Source organism: Paenibacillus sp. YSY-4.3 (genome assembly GCF_054767475.1).
On record NZ_BAABMC010000002.1, the window covers coordinates 209219 to 235329 of the forward strand.

General features: G+C 53.3%; 19 protein-coding genes, 1 pseudogene and 1 riboswitch. Of the genes and pseudogenes, 7 read left to right on the plus strand and 13 right to left on the minus strand.

What is annotated here, in order from left to right; translation table 11 throughout:
* Positions 1 to 2 precede the first annotated feature (2 nt).
* A complete protein-coding gene (locus ACYUJT_RS07915; protein ID WP_460320289.1) occupies positions 3 to 875 on the minus strand; it encodes a cell division protein FtsQ in 873 nt (290 codons plus the stop codon).
* A gap of 211 nt (positions 876 to 1086) precedes the next feature.
* Between ACYUJT_RS07915 and ACYUJT_RS07920 the strand changes: the two genes are divergently transcribed.
* The 5 genes from ACYUJT_RS07920 to ACYUJT_RS07940 all read left to right on the plus strand — a co-directional run bounded on the left by ACYUJT_RS07920 (position 1087) and on the right by ACYUJT_RS07940 (position 9051).
* Positions 1087 to 1917 (plus strand): MurR/RpiR family transcriptional regulator, encoded by an 831-nt coding sequence (locus tag ACYUJT_RS07920; protein WP_460320292.1) that lies wholly within the window; start codon positions 1087 to 1089, stop codon positions 1915 to 1917.
* Positions 1918 to 2056: 139 nt separating this feature from the next.
* Positions 2057 to 2289: riboswitch (cobalamin riboswitch) on the plus strand.
* Positions 2290 to 2477: 188 nt separating this feature from the next.
* Complete coding sequence (locus ACYUJT_RS07925) at positions 2478 to 4454, plus strand: anaerobic ribonucleoside triphosphate reductase (RefSeq protein WP_460320294.1); 1977 nt, start codon at positions 2478 to 2480, stop codon at positions 4452 to 4454.
* The gene (nrdG, locus tag ACYUJT_RS07930; protein ID WP_460320297.1) at positions 4451 to 4969 is read left to right on the plus strand and encodes an anaerobic ribonucleoside-triphosphate reductase activating protein; all 519 of its coding nucleotides are present in this window, start codon (positions 4451 to 4453) and stop codon (positions 4967 to 4969) included. The genes ACYUJT_RS07925 and nrdG overlap by 4 nt, the downstream gene beginning before the upstream one ends.
* 252 nt (positions 4970 to 5221) lie before the next feature.
* Positions 5222 to 7555, plus strand: coding sequence for a ribonucleoside-diphosphate reductase subunit alpha (locus tag ACYUJT_RS07935; RefSeq protein ID WP_460320299.1), 2334 nt, complete (start codon positions 5222 to 5224; stop codon positions 7553 to 7555).
* Positions 7556 to 8019: 464 nt separating this feature from the next.
* The gene (locus ACYUJT_RS07940) at positions 8020 to 9051 is read left to right on the plus strand and encodes a ribonucleotide-diphosphate reductase subunit beta (protein ID WP_460320302.1); all 1032 of its coding nucleotides are present in this window, start codon (positions 8020 to 8022) and stop codon (positions 9049 to 9051) included.
* 128 nt (positions 9052 to 9179) lie between these two features.
* Here the strand turns inward: ACYUJT_RS07940 and ACYUJT_RS07945 are convergent, their stop codons facing one another.
* From ACYUJT_RS07945 to ACYUJT_RS07955, 3 genes are all read right to left on the minus strand, one after another.
* On the minus strand, positions 9180 to 9566 hold the full coding sequence (locus tag ACYUJT_RS07945; RefSeq protein ID WP_460320304.1) for a YmaF family protein: 387 nt from the start codon (positions 9564 to 9566) through the stop codon (positions 9180 to 9182).
* A gap of 537 nt (positions 9567 to 10103) precedes the next feature.
* A complete protein-coding gene (locus ACYUJT_RS07950) occupies positions 10104 to 11279 on the minus strand; it encodes a DUF4272 domain-containing protein (protein WP_460320307.1) in 1176 nt (391 codons plus the stop codon).
* Between the two features lie 63 nt (positions 11280 to 11342).
* On the minus strand, positions 11343 to 12104 hold the full coding sequence (locus ACYUJT_RS07955; RefSeq protein WP_460320309.1) for a class I SAM-dependent methyltransferase: 762 nt from the start codon (positions 12102 to 12104) through the stop codon (positions 11343 to 11345).
* 337 nt (positions 12105 to 12441) lie between these two features.
* On the opposite strand from ACYUJT_RS07955, the gene ACYUJT_RS07960 reads away from it, so the two are divergent.
* Complete coding sequence (locus ACYUJT_RS07960) at positions 12442 to 12900, plus strand: hypothetical protein (protein ID WP_460320311.1); 459 nt, start codon at positions 12442 to 12444, stop codon at positions 12898 to 12900.
* 41 nt (positions 12901 to 12941) lie between these two features.
* Here ACYUJT_RS07960 and ACYUJT_RS07965 read toward each other — a convergent pair whose 3' ends face one another.
* The 4 genes and pseudogenes from ACYUJT_RS07965 to ACYUJT_RS07980 form a co-directional block, all read right to left on the minus strand.
* Positions 12942 to 13697, minus strand: coding sequence for an AAA family ATPase (locus tag ACYUJT_RS07965; RefSeq protein ID WP_460320314.1), 756 nt, complete (start codon positions 13695 to 13697; stop codon positions 12942 to 12944).
* A gap of 3 nt (positions 13698 to 13700) precedes the next feature.
* A complete protein-coding gene (locus ACYUJT_RS07970; protein ID WP_460320316.1) occupies positions 13701 to 15539 on the minus strand; it encodes an ABC transporter ATP-binding protein in 1839 nt (612 codons plus the stop codon).
* Complete coding sequence (locus tag ACYUJT_RS07975) at positions 15520 to 17349, minus strand: ABC transporter ATP-binding protein (protein WP_460320319.1); 1830 nt, start codon at positions 17347 to 17349, stop codon at positions 15520 to 15522. The genes ACYUJT_RS07970 and ACYUJT_RS07975 overlap by 20 nt, the downstream gene beginning before the upstream one ends.
* Before the next feature lie 254 nt (positions 17350 to 17603).
* Positions 17604 to 17791, minus strand: a pseudogene (locus ACYUJT_RS07980) (ATP-binding cassette domain-containing protein); the annotation flags it as partial.
* A gap of 303 nt (positions 17792 to 18094) precedes the next feature.
* Here ACYUJT_RS07980 and ACYUJT_RS07985 point away from each other — a divergent pair.
* Positions 18095 to 19450: an ammonium transporter gene (locus ACYUJT_RS07985; RefSeq protein ID WP_460320321.1), complete on the plus strand. Its 1356-nt coding sequence runs from the start codon at positions 18095 to 18097 to the stop codon at positions 19448 to 19450.
* Here the strand turns inward: ACYUJT_RS07985 and ACYUJT_RS07990 are convergent.
* The 5 genes from ACYUJT_RS07990 to ACYUJT_RS08010 all read right to left on the minus strand — a co-directional run bounded on the left by ACYUJT_RS07990 (position 19333) and on the right by ACYUJT_RS08010 (position 26111).
* Positions 19333 to 19863: a copper amine oxidase N-terminal domain-containing protein gene (locus tag ACYUJT_RS07990; protein WP_460320323.1), complete on the minus strand. Its 531-nt coding sequence runs from the start codon at positions 19861 to 19863 to the stop codon at positions 19333 to 19335. The two genes, ACYUJT_RS07985 and ACYUJT_RS07990, sit on opposite strands and share 118 nt — an antisense overlap.
* 238 nt (positions 19864 to 20101) lie before the next feature.
* On the minus strand, positions 20102 to 20698 hold the full coding sequence (locus tag ACYUJT_RS07995; protein WP_460320325.1) for an AAA family ATPase: 597 nt from the start codon (positions 20696 to 20698) through the stop codon (positions 20102 to 20104).
* Between the two features lie 177 nt (positions 20699 to 20875).
* Positions 20876 to 24172 carry a GAP1-N2 domain-containing protein gene (locus tag ACYUJT_RS08000; RefSeq protein WP_460321574.1) on the minus strand — a complete coding sequence of 1099 codons (3297 nt, stop codon included), beginning with the start codon at positions 24170 to 24172 and terminating at the stop codon, positions 20876 to 20878.
* A 2-nt stretch (positions 24173 to 24174) separates the two neighbouring features.
* Positions 24175 to 25437, minus strand: a complete 1263-nt coding sequence (locus ACYUJT_RS08005) for a TRAFAC clade GTPase domain-containing protein (RefSeq protein WP_460320328.1) — start codon at positions 25435 to 25437, stop codon at positions 24175 to 24177.
* 26 nt (positions 25438 to 25463) lie between these two features.
* The gene (locus ACYUJT_RS08010) at positions 25464 to 26111 is read right to left on the minus strand and encodes a beta-mannanase (protein WP_460320331.1); all 648 of its coding nucleotides are present in this window, start codon (positions 26109 to 26111) and stop codon (positions 25464 to 25466) included.

The following is a 26111-nucleotide window of genomic DNA, read 5'->3' on the forward strand; positions in this document are numbered from 1 at the left end:
GTTTAGATCCCGGTGCCTGCCGTACCCGAGCGTTTTCCCCTGCGAACCAGCATCCAAATCGTAAGGCATGCCACCGCGGCGGCAGCGCCGATGCTTACCCAGATGAACCAGCCGCCGATGCTTTCCAGGAAGTCGGCATCCCATTCAACAAGCGCCATATCCGATTCAGCCAGGAACTCAGCAACTGCAGCCAGAACGGCCAGTATTACGGAAACGACGATTAATCTGGGAGCCATAATTTCACCGAGTGAATATTTCATCTTATTATTTCTAGGCTTCATGCCAAGCAGCGGTTCGATTTTCCCATATAAACGAGGCACAAGGTACAACGTCGGCAGCAGCGCGAACAGAATGCCTGAGAACAAAACATCGTTTAGAAAAGCCACTCCTTCAACCACCACAACGCTTTGCGCTAATCCCGGCACCGCCTCAAACTCCTCCACACCGATCCATACTTTGGCGATATCGACCGCGCAACTGATAAATTGGTGAATGACGACTCCCATCATCGCTGCGACGCCAACCTGTCTGCGGTTCTGAGGATCGCTCACCAGCGTCCCGGCGATGAACATTGCCAGTGAGAACCCGATGAACTTCTCCAGCTCGCCAAGTCCGCCGAATTGCCCTAGCATGATTTCGCCGAAGATGACTTCGCCAAGCGCCGCCCCGACCGCCGCATAGAACGGATGGAACAAAATGCACAGCGTCAGCGGGATGAACGCGAAGTATTCGACCGACAGTTCGATCGGTCCCAGCTGAACCGACGGAATCAGTTCGGTGATCATATTCGACAAACCGTACAGCGACATCGATAGAATGAATACCATCATTTTCTGGGACTGGGTTAATACATACCTTTGTTTTAATTGAGCCACTCTAGCTTCCCCTCCTGGTTTCAGATAGCTCCACTATAGGAGGGAAATATTAATGCTGCTTCTATATCTTGTAAATCATATGTAAAAATTATTTCATGAATTTATTTAATGAAAAAAATATATCATTCCTTGCTAGATTCTCATTACCGCCCTCGTGCGGATATGTTAATCTAAAGCTATCCATTCAACCGAAGAAAGAGAGGCCACCCCGATGAACTTGGACTGGAATTTAGAAACCTTATCCCCAGGTCAATATAAAATTGCCGACTATATTCAGAAAAACATGCAAACCGTCCTCTTTCTGACCGAACAAGAAATCGCGGACAACTTGGGACTCAGCATCGCTTCCGTATCGAGGTTTTGGCGTTCTGTCGGTTTTAAAAATATTAAAGATTTCAAAAACCAGCTTCGCGAGCATTTGGAAGTTACCCCTGCCGCCAAGATGAAAAACATCATGGATAGAGCAAACGCGGCGTCCTTTCCAGGTCAATTCCTTGCCTCCAGCATTGAGCATCTAGAAGGCACGCTGCAGCATTATTCACAGGAAGCATTTGACGCCGCTGTTGATGCACTTGTCACGGCGCGCAGAGTATATTTGTATGCCCCGGGTCCCTCGTCCGGTCTGGCCCAGTTGATGCATTACCGCCTCAGCCGCTTCGGCCTGTCCATCCATCACCTTGATCGCGGAGGCAGCGAGCTGTTCGAGGATCTGCTCCATATTACAGGCGAAGACGTCGTTGTCCTCTTCGGCTTCGTCCGATTGCTTCCAGAAGCCAAAGTGATCGCTGACCATGCCAAGCAATGCGGCTACCGTACAGTACTCATTACCGATCGCCTTGTCTCCGACTTCTCGGGCCAAAGCGACGTAACCCTGTATGCCAGCCGGGGCGAGATTTGGGAATTCCATTCGATGATCGCCCCGACCTTCCTGGTAGAGAACCTGATCGTCGCTACCGGGATGAAAAACCAAGAGCAGCACCTGCGCAAATTAGAACAGCTGAACCACCTGCGCAAAAAATACGACCATGAATTGCCGCGATAAATGTTCACAATTTTTCTTCATCTCCCACTCGCCGCATCAGGGTTGCTTTCACCAGTTTTTTCATACTTTTTCATCACTCGGCTGGTGAAGTTGTCTGTTTACAAACACTACATATTGGGGTAATGTAAGTTGCAGACAACCAAATATAGTGGAATCGGGTGATCCAGCCCTCTATTGATCGGCTGGGGCTTAAAAGGGAAGTGCGGTGCAATTCCGCTGCGGTCCCGCCACTGTGACCGGGTGCCTGCAAGAGCTCACCAAGCTCTTTGCAGCACTTTACTGACAAGGGCCACTGCAGATGCTAGCCATCTGCGGGAAGGCGTCAGCGAAGAAACCGGAAGCCAGGATACCTGCCCAATTCTGTATTGACACCAAGTACCAGATGAACCTGCGAGGAACAGGTAGGTGTCCGCTTGCAGCTTACATATGTATCTATCCTGTATCTAATGGATGATCCAAGCAGTTCTTCCAACGCGCATTCGGGCATTTCCAACCTTGCACAGTCGGAAATGCCTTTTATATGGTTGTAATGTGTAGTTTTTCGGGAGGGAAACTTTGTTATGGCGATTATGAACCCGGTTTATACAAGCCGCCAAGACATGCTGGAAGAAGTTATTACATTAGGAGAAGAGATCGTTGCGAGCAGCAATCTTGAAGTGCTGCGGGAGAACGCTAACTTGAACGGCGAAAGCTTCTCCGGCAAGATGAGCAAATTCGGCAGCGAATACGCGAAATGGTATGCGAACCATTTTGTCATGCCTAAACCACTCGTTCAGGCCATTCAAGACAATGTCGTCTACGTACACGATTTGGATCAATATGCGATCGGAACGACGAACTGTATCTTTATTCCGTTCGATAAGCTGCTGCGCGAAGGGTTCAACACCGGGAACGGCAGTGTAAGGCCGCCGAATTCAATTATGACGGCGATGGCGCTCGTGGCGATTATTTTTCAATCCCAGCAAAATGCGCAATACGGTGGAGTATCCGCCAACAAGCTTGATCATGACCTGGCGCCTTATGTGACCAAATCCTTCATCAAATATTTCCGCAAAGGCTTGGACTACTTCGAAGAAGGAGACAAGGACGCCGAGTACGGCCTCATCACAATGGCTCGCTCCGATCTGCAAGCGCAGTATCCAAGAGCTTTCAAATATGCAGTCAAAGAGATCGAAGGCGAAACGCTGCAGGCCGCCGAGAGCCTCATTCACAATCTCAATACGATGTCGAGCCGGGCGGGCGGACAAATTCCGTTTACGAGCATCAACTACGGCACCTGCACGTCGATAGAAGGACAACTCGTCATCAGCTCCCTGCTTGCCGCAACGATGCGCGGACTTGGCAGCGGCGAAACGCCGATTTTTCCAATTCAAATTTTTAAATGCAAGCAAGGCGTTAATCAGCAGCCCGGAGAACCCAATTACGAGCTGTTCCTGAAAGCAGCGGAATGCTCGGCCAAGCGGCTGTATCCGAACTTCGCCAACCTGGACGCCCCGCTCAATCTGATGTACTACAATCCGGCGAACCCAGATACCGAATTTGCCACGATGGGCTGCCGCACGAGGGTGCTAAGCGACCGCTTCGGCCGCAACCGCCTTTCCGGTAAAGGAAATTTGTCCTTCAATACCCTGAACCTGGTCAAGCTGGGCCTGGAACATGGCATTGCGTTAGGACAGCGGCAAACCGCAGATGAACAAGGCTTCTACCGTGAACTGGAACGTTATATGGATATCGCTTTGGACGGGCTGCTGCACCGCTTCCGGATTCAATCGTCCCAGAAAGCGAAGGCTTCCGACTTCATGATGCGCGAAGGCGTATGGGAGGGCGGCGAACATCTGAACCCCGAGGATACGGTGGAAGAGCTACTCAAGCACGGCAGCCTGTCGATCGGCTTCATCGGGGTCGCGGAATGCATGAAAGCCATGTATGGTAAACATCACGGTGAAGATGCCGATGTATATAAGAAAGCTTATAATTTGATCGCCTTCATGCGCGACTATTGCGACCGTCAGAGCGAACGGCACAACCTGAACATTACCCTGTTCGCCACTCCGGCGGAAGGGTTGTCCGGGAAGTTCACCAAGCGAGACCGGGCTAACTACGGGGAAATTCCTGGCGTCGTTGACCGGGAATATTACACGAACTCTTTTCATGTGCCGGTATACTATGACATCAGCGCAGCTAAAAAAATCGAGCTGGAAGCACCGTTCCACGGGCTGTGCAATGCGGGAGCCATCTCCTACATTGAGCTGAACGGCAACGCCCGCAGCAATCCGGCCGCGTTTCTGAGAATCATTCAGTACGCACTGTCGCAGCAAGTGAGCTACTTTAGCATAAACCATCCGATTGACCGCTGCTCGGGCTGCGGTTATGAAGGAATCATCGGCGCTGTTTGCCCATCCTGCAACGCCAGCGAGCAGGACGTCCATATCCGCCGCCTGCGGCGCGTGACCGGATATTTGACCGGGGATTTCCAGACGCGGTTCAACGCCGCCAAGCAAGCCGAGGTCCGCGACCGCCTGAAGCATTCGACATGAACATTTGCGGCTATTACCCGGAATCGATTAATGAAGGCGAAGGACTGCGGGCGGCGCTCTTTATAAGCGGATGTCGCCATTATTGCAAGGGCTGCTTCAGTCCGGCCACCTGGAATTTCAATTACGGCGAGCCCTTCACTTCCGAACGGGAGCAGGAAATTATCCAGGACATCGCCGGCAACCCGCTGCTTAGCGGACTGTCGATTCTTGGCGGCGACCCTTTTTTCTCGGCAGCCCAGGTCAGTGCTTTCCTCGATCGTTTGCGCGAGGCCGCAGGCTCGTTATCCGTCTGGATTTACAGCGGGTATACGTACGAGGAATTAACCGAGGACACGCAGTCACCGGAATACGGACTGTTAAGCCGCTGCCAGGTTCTGGTGGACGGGCGCTATGTCGATGAATTACGGGACCCATCCCTGCTCTATCGCGGCAGCTCCAATCAAAGGCTGATCGACATTCCGGCGAGCCTGTCCCAGCGCGGCATTGTCGAATGGCAGCCAACTTTCTCTTTCTAGCCGACTCTGTTTCTAGTATAATTATAATTTGTGTTCGTTCTATTGACGTCACTGGCGCCAAATCATAACGTGGCTGTTCAAAGCTCTTCTATCGATCAAGATCGTATAATTGCGATCTTTTGAGCCCGCGTATGAAGCGCCTCTTTTTTCGAGGAATAGTTGCAATTTAAGAATTAAAGATTTGAGCATCCAAGATTCGACAATGAATTGGAAGATTAAATATCCCACTTCAGGAAAGCGAGGAATTTTTACATGCCTTCACTCGTAACGAAACCCAACAATCGCCAGCTTGCGTTCGACAATGACCGTCTCGGAATTTACGCCGACCGTATTCTGGATGGATTACATACACTTGACAAGGAGCGTCTGCTGCGCGGCGTCACCGCTAAGCTGAGACATGACTCCGTCACCGGCGAGGAAATCAGCAGCGCCTTTACGATGTCCGCTCTGGAACTCGTCACCAAGGACGAGCCGGACTGGAAGTTTGCCGCAGCCCGCGCCCTGCTCACTACCTTATACAAAAAAGCAGCGGTCAACCGCCGTTACAAAGCGTATCCGGAAGAGCCTTACGGATCGTTCTACCATCTTATTACCGAGCTAGTCAAAGCGGGCATCTACCGCCAAGAATTGCTCGATTGCTATACGAAAGAGCAAATCGATGAACTGGGCGAGCTGATTGACCCGACCCGCGACCTGCTGTTCGATTATATCGGCCTGCTGACGCTCACCGAGCGCTACCTGGCTACCGATTTTGACGGACGCACGATGGAGCTGCCGCAAGAGCGTTACATGGTCATCGCCATGTATCTGATGCACCAGGAGCCTGCAGACAAGCGTCTGGAATTTGTAAAAGAAGCCTACTGGGCTATGAGCAACATCTATATGACCGCCGCTACGCCAACGATGTCCAATGCCGGTAAAAAAGTCGCTGGACAGCTGTCCAGTTGCTTCATCGATACCGTGGACGACTCGCTGGAAGGCATTTTCGATTCTAATACGGACGTGGCCCGCCTCAGCAAAATGGGCGGCGGCATCGGCGTCTATCTCGGCAAGGTTCGCGCCCGCGGCTCGGACATCCGCGGCCACAAGAACACCAGCTCCGGCGTTATCCCTTGGATTCGCCAGCTGAACAACACGGCCGTCAGCGTCGACCAGCTCGGCACACGCAAAGGAGCCATCGCGGTATATCTGGACGTGTTCCACAAGGATATCCTCGCTTTCCTTGACCTGAAGCTGAACAACGGTGACGAGCGGATGCGCGCGCATGACGTGTTCCACGGTGTCTGCCTCCCTGACCTTTTCATGGAAGCTGTCGAGGCTCGCGGCGAGTGGAACCTGTTCTGCCCGCACGAAGTGAAGAAGACGATGGGCTGGAAAGACGAGAACGGCCGCCCGCTAGGCCTGGAAGATTTCTACGACAAAGAGGTAGGCAGCGGCGAGTTCCGTGAAAGATATGAAGAAGCGGTCAATCATCCAACGCTGTCGAGAATTACGATGCCAGCGATCGATATCATGAAACGGATCATGAAATCGCAACTGGAGACAGGCACGCCGTACATGTTCTACCGAGACACCGTTAACCGCGCCAACCCGAACCGGGCGCACGGCATGGTCTACTCGTCGAATCTGTGCACGGAAATCATGCAAAACCAATCGCCAACCGTTGTAGAACAAGAGGAATTAGTAACGAAGGACGGCCAAACCCGTATCGTCGTTTCCAAAATTCCTGGCGATTTCGTCGTCTGCAACCTGAACTCGATCCACCTTGCCCGCGCTGTTCCAGCCGGCGTATTGGATCGCCTCGTTCCGATTCAGACGCGGATGCTCGATAACGTCATCGACATCAACAACATCGAGGTATTGCAAGCCCAGTACACGAACAGCCAATACCGGGCGATCGGGCTCGGCACCTTCGGGCTCCATCATTTGCTGGCCCTGGAAGGCATCCGCTGGGAATCTGAAGAAGCCGTTAAATACAACGATGATCTCTATGAAAAAATCAACTACCTGCTGGTCAAATCCAGCATGGAGCTAGCTATAGAGAAAGGACGCTATCCGAAGTTCGCCGGCTCCGATTGGGAGAACGGCAACTACTTCACATACCGGAATTACACCGACGGCACTCGTGAAGGCAAGTTCGTAACGACCGAACAATGGCGCGAGCTGGCGGAGGAAGTGAGCAAGAACGGCGTGCGCAACGCCTGGATGTTCGCGATTGCGCCGAACGGCTCGACTTCGATCATCGCCGGTTCTACCGCGAGCATCGACCCGCTGTACGAGCTGCTCTCCTATGAGGAGAAGACGACGTACAAAATCGCCAACCCGGCGCCGGATTTGTCCGAGAAGACGATCTGGTACTACAAAACGGCCTTCCTGATTGACCAGCACTGGTCGATCGATATGGCCGGAGCCCGTCAGCGCCACGTCGATCAAGCGCAAAGCTTCAACCTGTACGTGCGCCCTGACATCAAAGCGACGGAATTCCTGGAACTGCATTTACATGCCTGGAAGGCCGGCCTGAAATCGACTTACTATGTTCGCAGCCGCGCGCTGACGATCGAAGAGTGTGAGAGCTGCGCCAGTTAAGGGGATCCCAACCAGGATCCCAACCCACCCAAACCCTCCCTTGTCGTAAGGGAGGGCCCCCGAGGGCCCGCTGCCCTCGGGACTCCCGCAAAGGGGAGTAACGTTGGAGTTAAAGAGGCGCTCCTGCTCGCTGTTCCCTACGGGAATACGCTGTAGGTTTGTGCGTGGAACGCTTTTCCCCCTTCGGGTACGTCTTACTTTCGGCGCACCCGGGCCACCTGGAAACACACTGCGGAGGACTGCTGCTGTCGAGCGCACCCGAGGTAGTTCGTGCAACTGGGCCGCTTGCCGCCCTAACGGGCCCGCTAGAGTGGTCGCTCCTGCATAGGAGCGGACTGCTGCTATCAGCGGTTCATTGTGAGGGCTATGTGCTGGGTGGCGCTGTCCCCTGCGGGGATTCGCTTGGGCTAGTCAGACTACTAATATTTTTAAAATAACATCAAATCTTTGAGGAGATGAGATCATTGCAACTGCAAACGATTTTTAATACGGAGGCACCGAACAAATCAACTCGCATCATTAACGGAGAATCCTCTGGTATCCTGAACTGGAACGACATCCGCATGCCGCATATGTACAAGCTGTACAAAGTACTGCTGCTGAACCACTGGATTGCGGACGAGATTCCAATGAGCAAGGATGCGCAGCAATTTCCGCTATTGGATCCCGAGGAGCAGCGCACGTTCAAGATCAATATTTCGCTGCTGGCTGTTCTGGATTCGATGCAGACGATGTTCGTTGGGGACGTAAAACGTTATTTCACGGATTCTTCGCTTGAGGCGATTTCCGCTATTATCGCTCAGCAGGAGGTCGTGCATAACCAATCGTACTCTTACGTGCTGTCCTCAATCGTATCGGAGCAGGAGCAAAAAGAGATTTTCGAATATTGGAAGCATGATCCCGTGCTGCTTGACCGGAACAAGTTCATCTCGGAAATTTATCAGAACTTCCGTAACGAACAATCGCCGCAGACGTTCTTTGAAGCGCTCGTAGCGGATCTCATTCTGGAAGGGATTTTCTTCTACAGCACGTTCGCCTTCTTCTACAATCTGGCACGCGACCAGAAGATGATGGGTACGAGCCAAATGATTTCCTACATTCAGCGTGACGAGAATCAGCACTGCTACTTCTTTGCCGAAGTGTTCAAACAGCTGCTGCTAGACTGTCCGGAGCTGAATACGAAAGAAAACATCGACTACGTATACCGCACGATCGACCGGGCGGTGGAGTTGGAGACGAACTGGGCGCACTATACGCTCAAGGAAGTCCGCGGCATTGACTTGAACGAATTGTCCGATTACATCAAGTACATTGCCAATAAACGCCTGAGCCTGATGGGTCTTGAGAAAGCATACCAAGGCGTAGACGTAAACTGCATGCCATGGATCAAGCCGTTCTCGGATGAAGCGCTGAACGCGACGAAGACGGACTTCTTCGAAGCCAAATCCCGCAACTACGGCAAGGTCGGCGACGACAACGGATTCGACGATTTGTAAAATAATATAGCACCCCACGAACCGATATTGGCCACTTCCCATCTAAGGGAATTCCAATAGAGATTCGCTGGGGTGCTTTTTTGATTGCCTGCAGTCGGATTCTTTCCAAACAGGCTACTTTAGCCCGTTCAAGCCTCCTCGTTGCCCGTATTCCCGCAGTAGTGATGCCGATGCGGCGTGCTTCCGTCTACTGTCGTGTATCCTTCGAAGTAATGGTAATGTCCGCCCCCTGGCAGTGGGATCGCCTGTCCTGTCGTCCCTCTAATCTTGTGAGAGTGGCCAGCATTAAAAGACGTCACCGCGCAGTAATTGTGTACGTGCTGAACTCCGCTTGGAGCCGGTTCCGTTCTGCCCGCATAATGGTGATTATGTCCAACATCAAAGGATGTCTCCCCCGCAAAAGGGTGAACATGCACAGGTCTCCCATTCCAAGACGTAATGTACAGCTTATGCGAGTGCTCAGAATCGGAATCATCTTCCCGATGAACAACAAAGCCAGTCACAGGTATCTCCAACAATAACTCCCCTTTTCATTGTGATACTGAATTGTATGCTGGGGAGAAATGGAGGGTGCAGTAGTCTAGAGCTCTTAATTCCGCTCATATTTCGCCTTCCAGAAGCTCAAGTAACCATTCATTGGTGATTTAAAAACTAAATGTATTTTATACATCTAGTTACGCTCTATTATCAAAAATACATACGCTAAATGCAAAACATGCAGTTAGTTTGCCGGAATAGAGCTCATTCGTCGAAATAGCTTCAATCTAAATGTAGGTTTTGCAATTAGTTTCCCTTAACGCGCCCAAAACCGATGAACTAACTGCAGGAAATACATCTAGTTCCCTAGTTACCTTGTTACCTTCCCTTTTTCCTTACCTTATCCTAACCATCTAGTAGTTTAATTTATTGGAGAGAAAGACTCCGTTCAATTAAGGAGCCGTGCAGCTTTTGCATCAATTAAAGACAGTTCCGCACTTTAGCAAGTAAAATCCTGCACTTTTGCAGCTTTCCTTCTCAATCAACAAGCAGCGACGACAAATCAGCCCCTAACCCTAAGTATCCATACGAACATGATCCCATGATTCGTCTCCATAACCCATCAGCCAGAACAGCGCCCTCCGCCTCTCCATAACGATGCTCTCGCTCATCCCAGCTGGCGCGCTCTCCCCTTTGACTCTGCTGTTCACACAGGCCCAGTGCAGACGGTAGCTCCGATCCGCTTCATCCAAAATTTCCTCCGGACGGCGCAGCGACGTTGTTTCCATGAAATCCTCGAAGCTATCGCAGCTGGACACCACCTGAATAGCAAAATCGCAATCGCAAGTCTCGTTGGGAAAATCGAGCGACCCCACCAGCCCTAAAGCCCAAATCAGCACCCAGTAAGCTTCGTATTGCCAGGAGATATTCACCGCATCCTGATGCTCTGGCTCCTCCTGCTGGAGCAGTTCCACTTCATTTTCCGTCAGGGCATCTGTTACCCCATACTTATCCAGCATCCCTGTCACGAACTGCCTGGATTGCTCCAGATCCTCATCCTGTAGAATATAGCTGGCATACTGGATCACTAGCAGCAGAGCAACCGCTCTGCGGGCGATTTCCTCCCGGGACTTAAAGCGCAAGTCCGCCAAAGGAGGAAGCTGGGGCAGCCCTTCAATAAAAGGAATATTCCTCTCCCGCAAATAAGCGATCGTCGCTTGCTTGCGCTGCTCGCCTTCGGCAGAGACTTGCTCCTCGCCTCTTATTTTTCTCGTGCAAGCCCTTGGCCTGAACTCGGCATTGCCCGACCTTCCGTCAGGATGAACAATGACGCGCCCGTCGTGATCGGCCAGCGTCCCGTCCGGGATGAAGCCGATGCCGTCCACGCCGCGAAGAAGCCCTTGGAACAACGTCAAATAGGCCTCGTCGTAGTCCTTCTCCGTCTCGATCGCCAGCATCGTGTTAATTACGGAAATCTGCGTAAGCACCAGACCCTTAAGCTGCTCATCCTCGAACGGAATTCGATCATAGAACCCCATCATACCCGGAATATTGTTTGCAAAATAATCTGGATCGGTATCCTCAGTGGCTACCCGAATGACCATCTTGTTCTTGTTAAACCACTTTCGCGGTTGAATCACATACTCTCCGGGATTGCCGTCTATTTTGTATCCGTCTGCAAATACTTCAGCAATCAAGCCAGGAATATCTTCAATATCGTTCCTTGAAGCAAATATCGTAAAATGCCGCATGCAAACCACGCCCTCCTTAAAAAACGGGGCTACTATAGCCCCGCATGAAAATGTCCATATAATCTATATCGGTTTACGAGCCACGATGAAAAAGCGGTGCTCCCGACTCTCCACACAGCCGTCCTGCTCCAGCTTTTTCTGCAGCCCACACAGCTTCTCGAAGCACCGGTCCACAGAAAACCCCGCAAACTCCCACTCGATCACCTTCGCAAAATACACCAGCGCCCCGATATCCAAAAACCGAAGACGAGGAAAACACTCATGCCGCTCCAAAACCGTGAACCCGGCCAGCGTTAACTCGCGAACCGCCTGCTCCAAGCCGAACCCGGAATCCGTGGTCATCCCCGCTTCCCCAAGCAGCCAACGGGACAGCTCCCGGTTGTTCAGCCCGCCTACCTGCTGGGTAATGAACCAGCCGCCCGGCTTCAAGACTCTAGCCAGTTCCTCAACCGAATAGGCTTCATGTCGATTGATCACCAAATCGAACAATCCGTCATCAAAGGGCAGGCTCGCATCATCGAACACCTGTCTGACCTCGATCCCCCAAGCGGGCAGGATAGCCCGGCACAGCTCGTAGTTCGGCGGATACGCCTCCGTCGCATACGTTTTCCCCCTTGGAGGGCAAAGCGAGCGAAGAAACTCTCCCCCGCCGGTCCCCATGTCGAGCATCACGCGCTCATCGCTCATATGAGCCAGCACCGCAGCTTTATAATCCCAGGGCAGTTCCTCCCCCGCTATTCGCCCGTCCAAAGAAGAGAAGTCCCATCCCTGAAAGCTCTTTTCTTCTTCCTTTTTCCATGCTTCTCTTAATCTCTCCAGATTCATCTGACATCCCCCTCTCATGAATTTCGCTAAGAACAGAACAAAACGTCTATCTAGCCTAAACCGCAGAGAGGTGCAGCTGTCGGATAACAATAATAAGCTCTACCGCCCGGTACAAATGGTTATCCGCTAGTTTGCAGCTGCACCGGGCTGATACCGTATTTCCTCACCATCGACAGAGACATCGATCACTCACCCCATGAATTTTTATGTATTAAATAGTTAACTGCCATGATTCAAACCGGCATCTATACTGGGAATAACAAATTATACAAAAAGCGGGAGTGGCTAAATTGAAAAAAATATGCTCACTAGATCCTTATTAACGATCCTTTTCCTATTGATGACTATTTCTTTCTTCTACAATCAATACCAGTTGCGCTATGGTCAAACAGTATATGCCTTCGATATAGAGACCGAGGATTTATACATCAGGGACATCGAAATTACTGCTGTTTCCCCATACGCTTTGTTTATTACCGGACACTTCTTGGAGATGAATGGTGATAATAAATCATTTGACGGAATACGCTACGGTTTCTCTATGGACGGCACTATGATCCTATCGCGAAGTCAAGCCGGCGACCCATTTACTTTCCCGGATGCCGCTAACGGCAAAACATACTCCGGCACTGGCAGTTTAATCAAAGATCTCCGCGTTCATAAACTAGATTCCCTTCAGGTAGAGATTCACTACACGGTCAACGGCGAACCGAAAAATATTGCGGGAGATATCAAATTAGCAGATGTAATTAAGCCATTCAGCTACAATAACCATAAAGTTGTACATTTACGATAAAATCTATCAGCCAGAAACTATAAAGGAGCCGCCGCAGTTCCTCACTCCAGCAGCTCCCTCAGCATACGCTCCCGGCCATTCATGAACTCCTTCATGATGACGAAATGATCCGTCTCCTCCAGCGTCGCCTCGCGAATCCCCTCCGGGGTCAGCTGGTATATCACACTGTCCGGGTAGGCCATGATGATCGGCGAATGCGTAGAAATAATCAACTGCGAATACTCGTTCACAAGCTGGTGAATCCGGGACAACATCGCCATTTGGCGGTACGGGGACAAGGCAGCCTCCGGCTCGTCCATAATATACAGGCCCCTCCCGCCGAAGCGGTTCATGAATGCTGCGAAAAACGATTCACCATGCGACATCATGTGCAGCGGTCTGCCGCCGTAAGAGCCGACTACAGAAGGTCCGCCTGCTCCCTCATCCAGCCGGCCGATCTCCGTGGCCAAATTATAGTAGCTCTCCGCCCGGAAGAAGAAGCCGTCCCTCGGCTTACGCACGCCTTTCACCAGACGAATATATTCATACAGCTCGGAATGCGTCTCGGCGGTCGAAAAATTGAAATTCAGCGTCCCACCCTCCGGGTTGAAGCCAAGAGCGACGGCGATCGCCTCCAGCAGCGTAGATTTGCCCATGCCGTTCTCGCCGACGATATAAGTCACCCGCGGATGGAATTCAAGACGCTCCAGACCAGCAACCGCCGGTAGGTGAAAAGGGTACTCCCGAAAGGACGGCACCTCCTCCCGCCGCAGCGCGATGCTGCGCAAATAGGCATCCATTATCGACAGACCGCTCATAGGCTACTCGTCCTCTCCCTGCAAAGTTCCGTGATACAGCTCGCTGTAGAAGCCCTCCTGCCGCAGCAGTTCCTCATGCGATCCCTGCTCGATCAACCGGCCGTCCTTCAGCACGAGGATTTTATCAGCTTGACGGATCGTATTGAGCCGATGCGCGATGACAAAGCTCGTCCTGCCCTTCATCAGCCGCTGCAGGCCCTCCTGGATTTTGAGCTCCGTCACCGTGTCGATGCTGCTGGTCGCTTCGTCCAGCACGAGGATCGACGGATTGGCGAGAATCGCCCGCGCGATCGCCAGCAGTTGCCGCTGTCCTTGGCTAATGCCGCTGCCGTCCGCATCGAGCATTTTATCGTAGCCATCCTGCAGGCGCATAATGAAGGAATGTGCATTCGCCAGCCGGGATGCTTCCTCTACTTCCTCGTCAGTCGCATCGAGCCGCCCAAAGCGGATATTTTCCCGGATCGTGCCCTTGAACAGAAAAGAATCCTGCAGCACGAACGCCATATGGGAGCGCAGACTTTCGCGCCGGATCGCCGTAATATCCCGGCCGTCGACCGTAATGACCCCTTTAGACGGATTGTAAAAGCGGGACAGCAGCTGAATCAGCGTCGTTTTGCCGGCTCCCGTAGGCCCCACCAAGGCGATCATCTCCCCCGGCTTCGCCTCGAAGCTGATACCCTCCAACGTGTCGCCGCCCTCTTCATAAGAAAACGATACGTCAGAGAACCGGACCGCGCCTTCCACCTGCTTTAACGTGACCGCTGCTCCTTCATCCCTTTCCTCGACCTCTTCGTCCATGACCTCGAACACCCGCTCCGCCCCGGCAATTGCCGATAGCAATGTGTTCCACTGGTTCGCCAGATCATTGAGCGGCCGGGTGAACTGCCTCGAATATTCCACAAAGACGATGATCACCCCGACGGTAATCGCCCCGCGGATCGCCAGAATGCCCCCGACCCCGGCGACTACCGCAAAACCCAGGTTATTCAGCGCGTTCATCAGCTTCGGAATGAAGCCCGAAATCGTCTGTGCCCAAAATCCCGATTGCCTGATCGCATCATTCCGCTCTCGGAACTCGCGCATCACCCGCTCCTCCTGCGAGAAGGCTTTGATGATCCGCTGACCCGACAGCGTCTCCTCGATATAACCGTTCAGCTCGCCCAGATTCTTCTGGCGCTCTTTGTAGAGCGGACCCGTCCGCCGCGTAATCCAGCGCATCCCGAGCATCATCAGCGGCACGATCATGAATGTCAACAGCGTCAGCAGCGGGCTGAGATACAGCATGACCGCCAGTGTCCCGATCAGCGTCAGCACACTGGAGAAAATCTGAATCGCCGAGCTGTTCAGCGTCGAGCTGACATTATCGATATCGTTCGTCAACCGGCTCATAATCTCGCCCTGCTGCCTCGTCCCGAAGAACGGAATGGGCAGCCGGTGAAGCTGACGGAACAGATCGATCCGCATACGGTACACCGTCTCCTGGGCGATCTCGATCATCCAAATATTTTGCAGCCAGGAGCTGAGCGAGAATCCTATATACACTACCCCTAATCCTGTTAAAAATAACACCCACGGCGCTCCCCCGCCCCCAGCGAGGAAATCATCAACAGCAACGCCGATCAAATAAGGTCCCAGCAGCGCCAGCGCCGAACTGGCCACGACCATCAGCAGGACGAGCGCCAGCTTCGCCTTGCGCTGGGCCAGATACTGCCAAATGCGCCCTAGCGTCCCCGACCAGTTCTTCGCTTTGGCCTTCGGCTTGCGCCCTGCGGCAGAACCTGCGGCTTTAGGATCCAGCTTCGGATAAGGATGCCGGAACGGTTCAACGAAGGTTTTGAGCATGCTGCGATCCCTCCCCGTACTGAGATTCGTAAATCCGCCGATACAGCGGAGATTCCGCCATTAATTCCTCATGACTGCCTTTGGCGATAAGACGCCCCTCGTCGAGCAGCAGGATCAGGTCGGCCGACGTGGTGGAGCTGATTTTTTGCGTAATAAGAAAAGTAGTGCAGGATAACCGCGTCAGCTCCTCCAGCAAAGCCGCCTCCGTCCGGACATCCAGCGCGCTCGTGCTGTCGTCCAGAATGAGGATCGCCGGCTGGCGCACCAGCGCCCGGGCGATCGACAGCCGCTGCTTCTGCCCGCCGGATAAATTCACACCGCGCTGCCCGAGCATCGTCTCGTATCCACGGGGCAGCCGCTTGATCGTCTCGTGAATCTGCGCCTGCTTGGCCGCGTTCACAATTTGCTCCATGCTCGCATCCTCGCGGCCCCAAGCGATATTGTCCCGCACCGAACCCGAGAACAGCATGACCTCCTGCGGAACATAGCCGATCGCCCCGCGCAGCTGCTCCGGCTCCATCTGCCGGATGTCGCGGCTGTCAATGCGGATCGTTCCGCCTGTCGCCTCATGCAGGCGGGGAATAAGCTGAACGAGCGAGGACTTGCCCGACCCAGTAGCCCCCATGATTGCGATCCGCTGCCGAGGCTTGGCCTCAAAAGAGATCTCCTGCAGCACCCGAATATCGCTGGCCGGGTAGCTGAAGCTCACCTCGTCAAACTGCACCTCGCCCTGGAGCGGAACCGAGGCCCGCTTGCCTGTTGATGCAGCAGCGCCAGCCTGCCTGGAGCTTCGCTGCGCCTCACGAACGTCACGAGCCTCTCCAGACTTGTCGACCGACACAGCTTCGGTTCCCGCTGCTGCTTCGGCCTCCTCCGTGCGGAGCACCTCCGCGACCCGCTGGCCGGAAGCAGCCGCCCGCGAGTATGAGCTGATAATCCAGGACAGCGCAGACAGCGCCCCGATTGTGCGCAGCGAGTAGTTCAATACGGCCACCACCTCGCCCGTCGTCGCATGTCCCGACGCGATATCCATGCGGCCAAACCACAGAATTGCGATAATTCCGCCGTTCATCAGCAGCAGCATGAGCGGCATCGTCGTCTCTGTCAGCCGCAGGGCGGAGACAGTGCCCTGCATCAGCTCGCGGCTCCGCTGCTCGAACCGCTTCATTTCATGACCGACGCGAACGAACACGCGAATAAGCCGCATGCCAGTCAAATTCTCCTGAATGACCCCATTCACCGTATCCATTCGCTGCTGAACGGCCCGAAAGAGAATGGATGTTTTTTTCATCATCCATATAATGAAAACCGCCAGCACCGGCGCCGTCACCGTCAGCAGCAGGCCCAGCTTCACATTCACGATCAGAGCCATGATGACACTCCCCGTCACAACCAGCGGGACGCGCGTCGCAAAACGCAGGCTCATAAACACCATTTCCTGCAGCTGCGTAATATCCCCGGTCAGGCGCGTAATGAGCGACGAGGTCGGGAATTTGCTAAATACCGCATACGAGAAGGACTGAACCTTGTCGTACAGCTTGTCCCGCAAATCATACCCGAACCCCTGGCTCGCATGGGATGCAAAGAAAGAACTGGCCACCCCGGCCGCAAAAGCAAGGAGCGCGCTCACGACGAGCACGCCTCCCCACAGCCAAACGACAGACAGGTCCTGCTTGCCGATCCCGTCATCAATAATGCGGGAGATGAGCAGGGGCTGGATCAGTTCCACGAACAGCTCGATCAACATCATGCAAATTGCCGACATAGCGGCAATCCGGTATTTTTTGATAAAGGATAATATTGTAGCCATTCTGCATACCTCCGGACGATTTCCGCCTGGCTTCGCACTCTAGCTCGCTCGCCTAATTTGCTGTTTTTTGTGCAACGTTTTTTGTGTATCGTTCTGGTACATCGTTAAGTTCAAATGTCCTCGTATCGTTCGACAAAACCAGCTGTATGTTATATTCCGGTTTTTTGCCGAAAATTCCTTCATAATAAGACATAGTCATGTAAACAAAATGCATCGCGGTAGTTCTCCGTGATTCCGGCCACCTGCACCTCGAAGTAGAATTGGAACACAATCCGACGTCATGACGGCGATACCCCGCCAGCTCCTTGCTGCTGAACTTGGCAATGTCCTTCCCGTCGACGAGCACCTCGCCTTCGTCCGCCGTATCCATCCCCCAAGTATATTGAGCACCTGTAGATTTCCCTGCCCCGCTCGGCCCCACGATAATCGCTAATTCACCCTGATAAAAATAGAGAATTTTCCCTGTGCAGCTCACGTTTTATTGCCTTTGTACCTAGTGTAACACAACAAAAAAAGCAAGCAAAAAAACCTCATTAGATCTATGGCATTACCGCAAATAAATACAAATCACATTTATTTTACGATTCACAGCCTCCTGATAGAACAAAGCGCTTTCAAGCAATTCCTGACGCAATACTATATATTAAATGCGAAAAAGTGCATGTAATCCCAAGGCCCCTCCCGTTTATAATTTCATTAACCTTTTTAAGGAAATAGTAAATGTGACTTTGGAGGAGTGGTTAACATGATCGAAATTGGATTCAACTCGCTGTTCGTGTTCCTGGCTGCGATGCTGGTCTTTTTTATGCAGGCCGGATTTGCTTTGCTGGAAGCAGGAAATGTACGAATGAAGAACGCCGGTCATGTTGCCGGCAAGACGGTGCTGACGCTGGGCGTGGCCATTCTATCCTGGTGGGCCTTGGGTTTTGGCTTTGCTTTTGGCGACGGAAACAGCTTTTGGGGAACGGCAGGTTTTTTATTCGGGGGAGAAGGAGATAGCGGTTCGTTTAGCGTGCTGGCCGACATCGGCGTACCGCTGAATTTAATGTTTCTGTTCCAGATGGCCTTTGCCGCGGTTTCACTGGCTATTGCCTGCGGCGGGATGGCGGAGCGGGCGAAACTCAGCGTGTATATCGTGTTCGGGATCATTTTCTCAGTGGTTATTTATCCTATGGTCACCCACTGGGTATGGGGCGGTGGCTGGCTAGGCAGCCTTGGGATGCAGGACTATGCTGGATCTACCGTAGTTCACCTAACAGGAGCGACCGCCGCGCTGGCCGCGACGATTTTGCTAAAGCCCCGATTGCGCAAATACAACAAAGATGGGAAGCCCAACAGCATTCCGGGGCATAACCAGGTCATTACCGTACTAGGGGTCATTATTCTGTGGATAGGCTGGTTTGGCTTTAACCCTGGAAGCGCGCTAACCCCGCTAAATGATGGATTTTTCGGGTACGTGCTTTTGACGACAAACCTGGCTGCTGCGGCTGGCGGTATCGCTGCTTTGCTCACTTCGTGGGTTGTCCGGGGTAAATCGGATATCCCGAGTATGTTGAACGGCGTTTTAGGCGCACTCGTTGCCATTACGGGGTCTTGCGCCTTCGTTGACACCTGGGCTTCCATCCTGGTCGGTGCGGTAGCAGGAATCATTACCTTTGTTGCGGGGAGATGGATAGAAGCTGCGGGCATTGACGATCCGATCGCTGCCGCCTCGGTTCACGGCATTGCCGGAGTGTGGGGAGCCATCTCCACAGGTCTGTTCGCTACGCCGAAGCTGGTAGAATTGACTGGGGTCGGCCAAGCGGGATTGTTCTACGGCGGCGGCCTGGGGCAACTGGGCGTGCAAATCCTCGGCGTCGTCGGCACGTTCGCGTTCGTCTTCATCCTCTCCTTCTCCATTCTGTGGATGATGAAGATGCTGATGGGCCTGCGCGTCTCGCAAGAAGATGAGGCCACGGGCCTTGACCTAAGCGAGCATGGAAGCTATGGATATCCTGAGCATATGAAATGGAGAATGAAAACGGTCAGCAGCTCGTCTGTGGAAAATAGAGAGAATGATGGGCAGGATCTGCTAGTAACGCGACCTGCGGCGATGGAGTGAGCGATGGGATGTGCGAGAGGGCTGCGGCCCTCTTTTTTAAACTCATACCTCGGCGAGGAGATGAAAACCATTTTGCGAATCGTTTCATACTGTACCTTGTAGTCGAAAGCTTCAGAAATAAAACGAAGGGGAACCATTGTACGACCATTTCGGTTTTGAGCCGGAATTGTCATTTCGAGAGTTTTTCCGTCCCTAAGCGCGGTTCGGCTGTCTTGGGTAATTTCCAAAAAAACACCTTGTAAATGGTTGTAAATCCTGACCTTTCCTGTCGAAGGATGCCATTCATAAGATAAACCCAGAGAAGAAAGAGCACGAATTGGGACCAATAAATACGATTTATCAAAAACAGGCGATGCATCAATAGAAATAAATTCCCCATTTACAACAATTTCTACGGGTGTATTAAGAACCAAGCGTTTGGAGATAAACTAGCAACGGACTGTAAAGAAGCTGGTGGAGTTCCTGAAATGCAAAACACATGGACAGGTATCGGAGTTAATGTGACTTGTAAACTTAAATAATCTGAAAGCCCTCTCTTCCTAGATTTTGTGATAGAGTGGGCTTTCTCTTTCTTTATAAAATTCGGAAACAGACTGCTTATCCCTTGCCCCAACAAAAAACGCCACCCCCAAGGGGGCAGCGTTATCCTGCTTAACGGTTAGTAGCCTTCACAAATTCATACACCGATTCAACTTTCTCCGAGGTCAAATCGCCGCTGTTATCGAACACAAGAACCGAGGACTTTGGGATGTCCCAATTGACTTCAGGTACGAACTGAACGCGATGTTTGAAGTCGTCCCAGTGCTCCAACTTCCAGGTGTCGCGTTCGGTTTGACGGTCGATGATGCGTTGCTTCTGCGTTTCCATATCGCTTAGCGTGACAACGATAACCTTCACGTCAACCTCGTTTTTCGTTAGGCCTGCTGCGGAGATGACGTCTTCGATCCACTGCTTGTTCTTCAATTCAGCCGTAAAGGGAGAGATCATGAACACGTTCTGCCCTGCGGCCAGATTCTCGATGCAAATATCCTTGGTGGTGTCGTACTCCAGATCGCGGAGATGCTTCTTATAGAAATCGGAGTCACGGTCGTTCACGTCCAGGCCGTTCATCTCCAAAATTTTCTCAACAAATCTTCCGCCTACGGTGTCCCGATCCAGGAAAGCCGCCGGAATCCGGTCAGCGATCTTGCGGGCAACTGTAGTTTTCCCTGTACCAGCTACCCCTACAAAAAAAACAAGCTTCTGCACTCCAAGTCCCCCTAACTTTTAGATAAAAACAGTGTACCATTGCTCAGTTGTACAGACAACGGCCTTGAGGCACTGGATTTGTCCTCTGCACGTTATTCCTAAGTCGTTACTTCGCCTACTCTTCGTTCTTTCATGCTTAGGCTGATTTACTCCATCAATAAGACGGATTTACCCAGACTAAGGCTGAACTGCTTCAGACTCCGGCTTCACTGACTCCATCTGGCTGTTCTGTCCCGCCTTAGTCTCTGCCTCCTGGCGCGTAATAACTGTAAGTTGCTGATCGCCTACCTTTATCACGCTACCCACAGGAACATCCACCTTCTGACCTAGGGAGACCGTAACTCGGGAAGAGTATACGAGCTTCGTTTCGCCATTAGGAGTACCGCTAGCAGTTCCACCTAGTTGCGTTGCATTCGGATCACCAGCTTGTCCGTTCCCCGATGCATCCGTTCCCGATGTCCCGGCTTGGCCGCTTGTTCCAGCTCCTTGACCAGCTTGATCTGAGCCTTGGCCGTTATGCGGAGCCTCAGCTCCTTGTCCTTCAACATTCCCAGCAGGGCCATCCAATCTTTCCGGCGAATCTCCAGAGCCTGCTGCACCATTGCTTGTCACGGTATTGTCTACAGCATCATTGCCAACCGCACTATTGCCCGCTCCGGTACTGTCTGCTGCACCATTCGCAGCACCGCTGCCAGTTCCTACGTTGCTCTCCGAGCCCGTGCTGCCTGCTGCCGAACCGTCATAGCCACTAGTCCCGGCCCCCTCAGTTCCGCTTCCATCACCACTGCTGCTCGAATCCGCACCGTCAGCCCCGTTGCTCGCACCATTCCCAGCCGAGTCTCCGGCAGAGCCGGTTCCATCGACACAGTAAGCGTCGAATTTCAAATTCGCAAATTGCTGAACGGTCTGATCCGGCGCTACAATCGATAATGCGGCAGGATCGAACGTTTTGCATTTCTCTGCCCCTGCGAACAGAAAGACAAGCGAGGTCGTCTCCGCGCCGTCGGCGCCTATCACCTGGTCGGCATAGACAAGCACTTCGGGCTCAACTGGAGCTGGCGGAGGAGTGGCCTCCGTCGGCGGTTTAGCGCCGCCAAGCATGCCTTGCTGCTGCATGACGATTAGAATGCCTGCAATGACCACTAGACCAGCCAGCAGAATCATCGCGCTCATTCTCACTTTTTTCCCGTTCTGTGCCAGAAATCGCTTGAACGGCGAGGACAGCTCCAGGCGTATTTTGGCGAATACGGCAGCCAGCGGCGCTCCCGCTTTATCGAAATAGCGGGTCCGGTAGTCCCTGTTCTTGAAGGCGTTCCGGTCATGCGTTTTGAAATAATTCAGCAGCGCCGCTGTGTAACCGGGTACGATGCCGCGGGCATGGGCAAACAAAGGTTGACCCTGCGACCAGAGCATGAACTCGTAAATCCGCTCCGGGTCCTTCGCATTCCGCTGCAGATAATCCAGCAGTGCCTTGTAATCAACCTGCCCGGCCTTGGTGTCATAGAAGGCCAGTACGATTTTTCCGAACTGGGCCAGCTCAACCGTGGATTGCAGCCATTTTTTGCTTAACTGCTGCAGCCGTTCCACGTCCGCCGAAGGCAGGCCGTCGAAAATATCCTCAGAAGCCTCGCGCTGCGCAAACCATTCGTACAACGCCTGCAGTATATCGACATGATTGCGCTGCTTGCCCTCGAACAACAGTTCAGCAAAGGCGTCCGGCCGGGCCAGAAACTCCGCTCCGGTAACCTGCTCCCGGGTCAGCTGTTCCACCTCCAGCTCATCCAGCAGTACCCGCTTAGCCGCAAGCGACAGATTCTCCGCCAGCACGGAGTCCGCTAAGGTCATGCCGCGATCCGTCACCGGAGTTCTTCCCCACTTGCGAATATGCTCCAGCGCCATATGTACCGCCGGGAGCAGCGGCTGCTCCTTCTTCAGCTTGTCCGCCATAGCCGCAACCGCGTATTCCTTGAAGGCCTCGTTCCGCAGCACGCCTGGATGGGCAACGGCCCAACCATGCACCACGTTCAGCACCTCCCGCGAGGCGAGTGCTGCTTCGAATTTATCACGAATGTAAGGCTCGAATAATGAGTCTTCCAGATCGCTATTTTTTAGAACATGGTCAAAAAAGGCCTTGCTCAGCTCCGGCTGACTCTCAACCAGAGCGTACAACGAACGAGCCAGTTCGGGTTTGTCCCCCATAACCGCATTGCCGATCGCATGGATCAAATAATTGAGCAGCTTGATGCCGTAGCTTCTGCTCTCCAGGCGATAGTAGTCCCGGAAGCATTCCACGACGGCCAAGTCGGGCATACTCCGCTGCTTCACAGCATCGAATTCCCGGTCAAACGCAGCAAGGAAAATATCGTTCAGCCGGATTCGCGATTCCAAAGCGCCTGCAGGCTCCAAATAACTGAGCAAGCCCCGCAGCACGGTAATTTTATGAGCCTCGTACAAGTCCCAATTTCCGGCCTCGATCTGATAGAACACGGCCAGCTCATGATAGCTGGACAGCTGCAGGCGCCGCTGCGGCTCCATGCCCGCCAGCATCTCATCCGCGAAGCGGTGGAATTCCTGAAGCCGCTCCAGATCGCCGATCGCCTTCCAGACCATCTCGAGATACGGCTGTCTTCCTTCCTCCAGCTCATCCTGCGGCGCGCGGCCGGTAGCGAGATCAAACACATAGTCCTTCTCGATCTCGCGGTCGTTCGGCCGAATGCTGCCGCGCTCCACAAATTGCAGGTGGATGAATTTACGGCTTTGCGGCTCCTTCGCATACGTAATAAAGCCGAGGCGGCGGCGCTGCTCGAATGGCAGGCAGGCATACAGCACCTGAACCAGCGCGGAGGCCGCTGCCGAAATTTGATCCGCCGGTACGTCCAGGGCGACATAAACCTTCTTCCGGCCCTCCCCTACCGCGGTCATGACCGCGAACAACAGCCGCTTGAAGGTCTTCTCGTCCAGCTTCAGCTCATGCAGCAGCTTTTCGGCCATCAGGCGCGGAAGACCTTCCTGCGCATAACGCGGGTTCTGCGGAATGTGCTCAAGCTCCGGCAGCTGCCGGCCGATCTCCGTGACGTATCTCTCCGCGAAAGCCGCTTCAATATAATCGCGGTAACGAGTGACGATCTCATCCTGGCGCGCAGCAGGAATGATGTAGTTATGCGTTAAAAAGGCGCTACGCAGGCCGGTGAAATCCGCCGACTGATACACGCTGCGCCCCAGCACCGTATCGCCGCCCTCCGTATGGAATAGATGGATCGCGGGCGGATAGCTGGCATCGTCCTTCTCACCCCGGGAGACGAGCTCCGCGGGCGCATCGTAGCCGCAGAACGGATGCAGCTGCTTTTTGATAAAAACCGCATCCAGCCCGTCTGAGGCTGCTACCGTGTCAAACCCTTCCGTCGCCCGGAAAATCCCGCTGCGCTCCCGGGTATAAATCTGCTGCTGAATCAAATCGGGAGATGATCGCTTCATGCTCAAGACATTTCTCTCCCCTCAATATACTTCAGCTTATACAGCAGCCAAATGAACGGTTCGTCCACGCGGATCGGCTGTACCACGTCCTGCAGCTTCTGATCCACCGGATTGCTGCCCAGCGCAGATACCGCAAAATAGCCCGTGTCCTTGAAATACACGTCCATTGTACCCTTGAATGGGCGATCGACCTTCTCGATGAAACGGCGAATTTCCCCGTCGATGTTCTCGAACTCGGTCAAATTGAAATATTTGCGATGCACCGCATTGTTAAAAATATTGCTGTTCGACTTGATATACTCTCCCTCTTCGTCTTTCAGGGAGTGCAGCATGTCGCTCTTGGTCAGCACAACGGCTGTAGGGATATCCGTCTTGCCCTGATCCTCGTAGGCGATAAAGTCCCCGAACATCGTCAGCACGACATCCCGCGGTTCATCGTATTGCGACACCCATTCGCCCGGCTTGTCGCCGACATTGATGCGGATTTTCTCGCGAATCGAGCGGATTTGCAGCGGATCGACCATGAACAGCAGCGCCGAGGAATTTTTAATATGCTGTCCTTGCAGGCCCAGATAGTCCTGATCGACCATGCCTTCCCCAGCGACGTCGAAAAAAACCAGCGTCAGCGGCGGCTTCGATTCATCCTTAAACACGAATTGGAAAATAAACGGCTCCTGCATTTTTTCCTTCTGCGTAGAAGCCAGCAAATCACCGCGCTCGAACAGCGGCTCCTCGTACATCGTACGGAATTTGCGGCTGATCTCCGCATTCAGCGGCATGCAGGCCGCGTCGAAATGGTCGGCGGTCGTATTTTGCAACGTATGGATCAATGCGGTCATGTATACGGATTTCCCCACTTGGGAGGCACCGACGATCGAAATGATGTTGCTCGGCACTTTGCCCGCCGTCACCGGCAGCTCGTTATGGCAGCTCGGGCACAGCCTGCGCCGGGTCACCTCGCCATAGCGGTCGTTCAGTCCAATTAGGACATGATCGGAATAAATCAGATGCTCCGGCGGAACGTCCTGCGGACGCAGCACCGCCTCCATGTCATAGACGATGTCCAGCCCGAAGCGCTCCCGGTATCTGTTCAGCACTTCGTCCTCGCGCAGCGCATAATCCTCATCGTCCTCGCGGTAATGGGTCGCCCGGAAGACGACCTCGTCCGGCGCGAACTTGCTGAAGCAGTAAGGGCAAACAATATCGTAAAACAACGGCCGCGGCTCGGCCTGCGGTTTTCTCTTGAACAAATCAAACAAGCCCATCGTTCATTCCTCCTCGCTTGCGGTGCTTATTCGGGAATCAGCTCGAAAAATCGGCCATACTTGCGGCCGTCCGTAAAGAACAGCCGCACGTAATCGTTCTTGCCGACCTCAATGACTGGCAGCGTGCTTCTGCCCGCCGGGAAATCCCGGAGAAAAGGGTACACCGTCCCGTCCTCGATGCTGGCCGGATAGCTGTCCTGCTTTTTCACATAACATAAAGCTTCCTTAGGGATCTCTACCTCGGCGAGCACCGAAATTTGCACCGTCTTGTATTTGCGCAGCAGGCTGCTCTTCTGCCGGATCGAATAGCGGATCTTCGCCCGTCCGGTACTGATCTCCACCGTATTCTCCGCTCCCGGCTGACGAATGAGCAGCTTCTCCCCGTGCTCCATGACGCAAGCATACACGGTATAGCGCACCAGACCGACCAGGTCAATCCGGTCGCGGTACCCACCTGCCGCCTTGTACTCCTCACGGGTATACAGTCTCATCTCCCCGGACTGCGGGGATTGATCGCTCTCCCCGTACAGACCCCGGTCCGCCGCTCTCTCGTCGATATAGACCGCCTGCAGGCCCTCGGGCCATTGCCAGCGGAGCAGGCATTGATCCTCATCGAGCTTATAGCTCAGCTGTGTGATCAGCGGCAAGCCTTCCTCTGCTTCAATAAAACGCAT

What these genes read in the sequence shown, in the direction of transcription:
- ACYUJT_RS07955 (WP_460320309.1), bottom strand. Translation starts at nt 12,104, where the DNA reads ATGAATCTGGAGAGATTAAGAGAAGCATGGAAAAAGGAAGAAGAAAAG.
- ACYUJT_RS07925 (WP_460320294.1), top strand. Translation starts at nt 2,478, where the DNA reads ATGGCGATTATGAACCCGGTTTATACAAGCCGCCAAGACATGCTGGAA.
- ACYUJT_RS07950 (WP_460320307.1), bottom strand. Translation starts at nt 11,279, where the DNA reads ATGCGGCATTTTACGATATTTGCTTCAAGGAACGATATTGAAGATATT.
- ACYUJT_RS08010 (WP_460320331.1), bottom strand. Translation starts at nt 26,111, where the DNA reads ATGCGTTTTATTGAAGCAGAGGAAGGCTTGCCGCTGATCACACAGCTG.
- ACYUJT_RS08000 (WP_460321574.1), bottom strand. Translation starts at nt 24,172, where the DNA reads ATGAAGCGATCATCTCCCGATTTGATTCAGCAGCAGATTTATACCCGG.
- ACYUJT_RS08005 (WP_460320328.1), bottom strand. Translation starts at nt 25,437, where the DNA reads ATGGGCTTGTTTGATTTGTTCAAGAGAAAACCGCAGGCCGAGCCGCGG.
- ACYUJT_RS07970 (WP_460320316.1), bottom strand. Translation starts at nt 15,539, where the DNA reads ATGCTCAAAACCTTCGTTGAACCGTTCCGGCATCCTTATCCGAAGCTG.
- ACYUJT_RS07920 (WP_460320292.1), top strand. Translation starts at nt 1,087, where the DNA reads ATGAACTTGGACTGGAATTTAGAAACCTTATCCCCAGGTCAATATAAA.
- ACYUJT_RS07985 (WP_460320321.1), top strand. Translation starts at nt 18,095, where the DNA reads ATGATCGAAATTGGATTCAACTCGCTGTTCGTGTTCCTGGCTGCGATG.
- ACYUJT_RS07935 (WP_460320299.1), top strand. Translation starts at nt 5,222, where the DNA reads ATGCCTTCACTCGTAACGAAACCCAACAATCGCCAGCTTGCGTTCGAC.
- nrdG (WP_460320297.1), top strand. Translation starts at nt 4,451, where the DNA reads ATGAACATTTGCGGCTATTACCCGGAATCGATTAATGAAGGCGAAGGA.
- ACYUJT_RS07965 (WP_460320314.1), bottom strand. Translation starts at nt 13,697, where the DNA reads ATGAGCGGTCTGTCGATAATGGATGCCTATTTGCGCAGCATCGCGCTG.
- ACYUJT_RS07975 (WP_460320319.1), bottom strand. Translation starts at nt 17,349, where the DNA reads ATGGCTACAATATTATCCTTTATCAAAAAATACCGGATTGCCGCTATG.